Raw genomic sequence first — 1,061 nt, 5'->3', positions numbered from 1 at the left:
GTCGCGCTTGCGAGGATGGCGACGAGATCGCGCTCAAGCTTACGCTTATGGCTTTTTACGGTGGAGGCGGCCAGTTCGGCGATGTTTCGGGCGAGGCTGAAGGCACGATCAAGCCAGAGCTGAAGGCGCATGCCTGTCAGATCGCTGCCATGTTCGGCAACAAAGCGGGCCTTTCGGTCGAGATGGGCGAGACACGTCTGGTGCAGTCGGCCATGCCCTTGCTGGGCGGTATAACGGTCCGATATCCAGACGTCGGGCTGGTGGCCATTCATAGTGTCACGCACGACCTGGCCTGCCCGGGTAAAGTCGGCGGTATGGACGATGGCCTCATCCGAGCAGAATACCCATTGGTAGGCATTGCACCCTTCGATACGCACACCTGTTTCATCGCAAGCGACGACATCGGCTCGGCGCAATGCGGCCAGCGCGCTGTCGCGTCCCGCCGCAAAGACGGGCGCGGCGCGTCGAAACATGTTCATCAACGCGCCTTGGCTGAGCGTCAGCCCGAACAAATCGGCAAACGCGCCTTGCAACCGTTGGTAGGAGAACAACTGGTTAGACTTGAGGTAGAGCGCCAGGGCATGGATGCGCTTACCAAAAGGCGTGCCGTGCGCTGCCTGCGGTAAGGGCGCAGCGGATGTCTTACCGCACTTCGTGCAACGGCACTTCAGCCTGCGATGGCGTTTGACGATAGGCTTCACTTCGGGAAGATCGATTTCGTCGTATTCGCCGATCACCGCGCCCGCTTCATCCTCAGCAAACGGCAGGCCGCAATGGCGGCATTGCGTGGGACGGTGATCTTCAACCAGGTCCGGCGCTTCGGACAAATCGCGGGCATGCCCCTTGTGCCCTGCCTTGGCACCCCCAGGACGCGACCCATCCCGCTTCGCCTTTCGATCGGTCGACGGTGGTTTCGAAGATGTCCGCGAGGTCTTGTCAGGACGCTGCAGGCGCAGAACCAGCTCTACCAACTCCGGCTTCGTAAGCCCCTCGAGTTCATCGCGATTCACAGATAGGATGAATCACACGTCGGCCGCATTGGCAAGGGGGTGGGTAGTTAC

Annotated in this window: 1 protein-coding gene; it reads right to left on the bottom strand. The window is 60.8% G+C overall.

Annotated features, from left to right (window positions below; translation table 11 throughout):
* Positions 1-1,010 (bottom strand): IS66 family transposase (gene tnpC / locus AACY13_RS22575; RefSeq protein WP_339463831.1); only part of this gene is annotated, 1,010 nt, incomplete at its 3' end.
* Between the last annotated feature and the right edge of the window lie 51 nt (positions 1,011-1,061).

The sequence above is a fragment of the Pseudomonas sp. EA_105y_Pfl2_R69 genome (assembly GCF_963970915.1).
Lineage (GTDB): Bacteria > Pseudomonadota > Gammaproteobacteria > Pseudomonadales > Pseudomonadaceae > Aquipseudomonas.
This window is presented reverse-complemented; position numbering and strand designations above follow the sequence as displayed.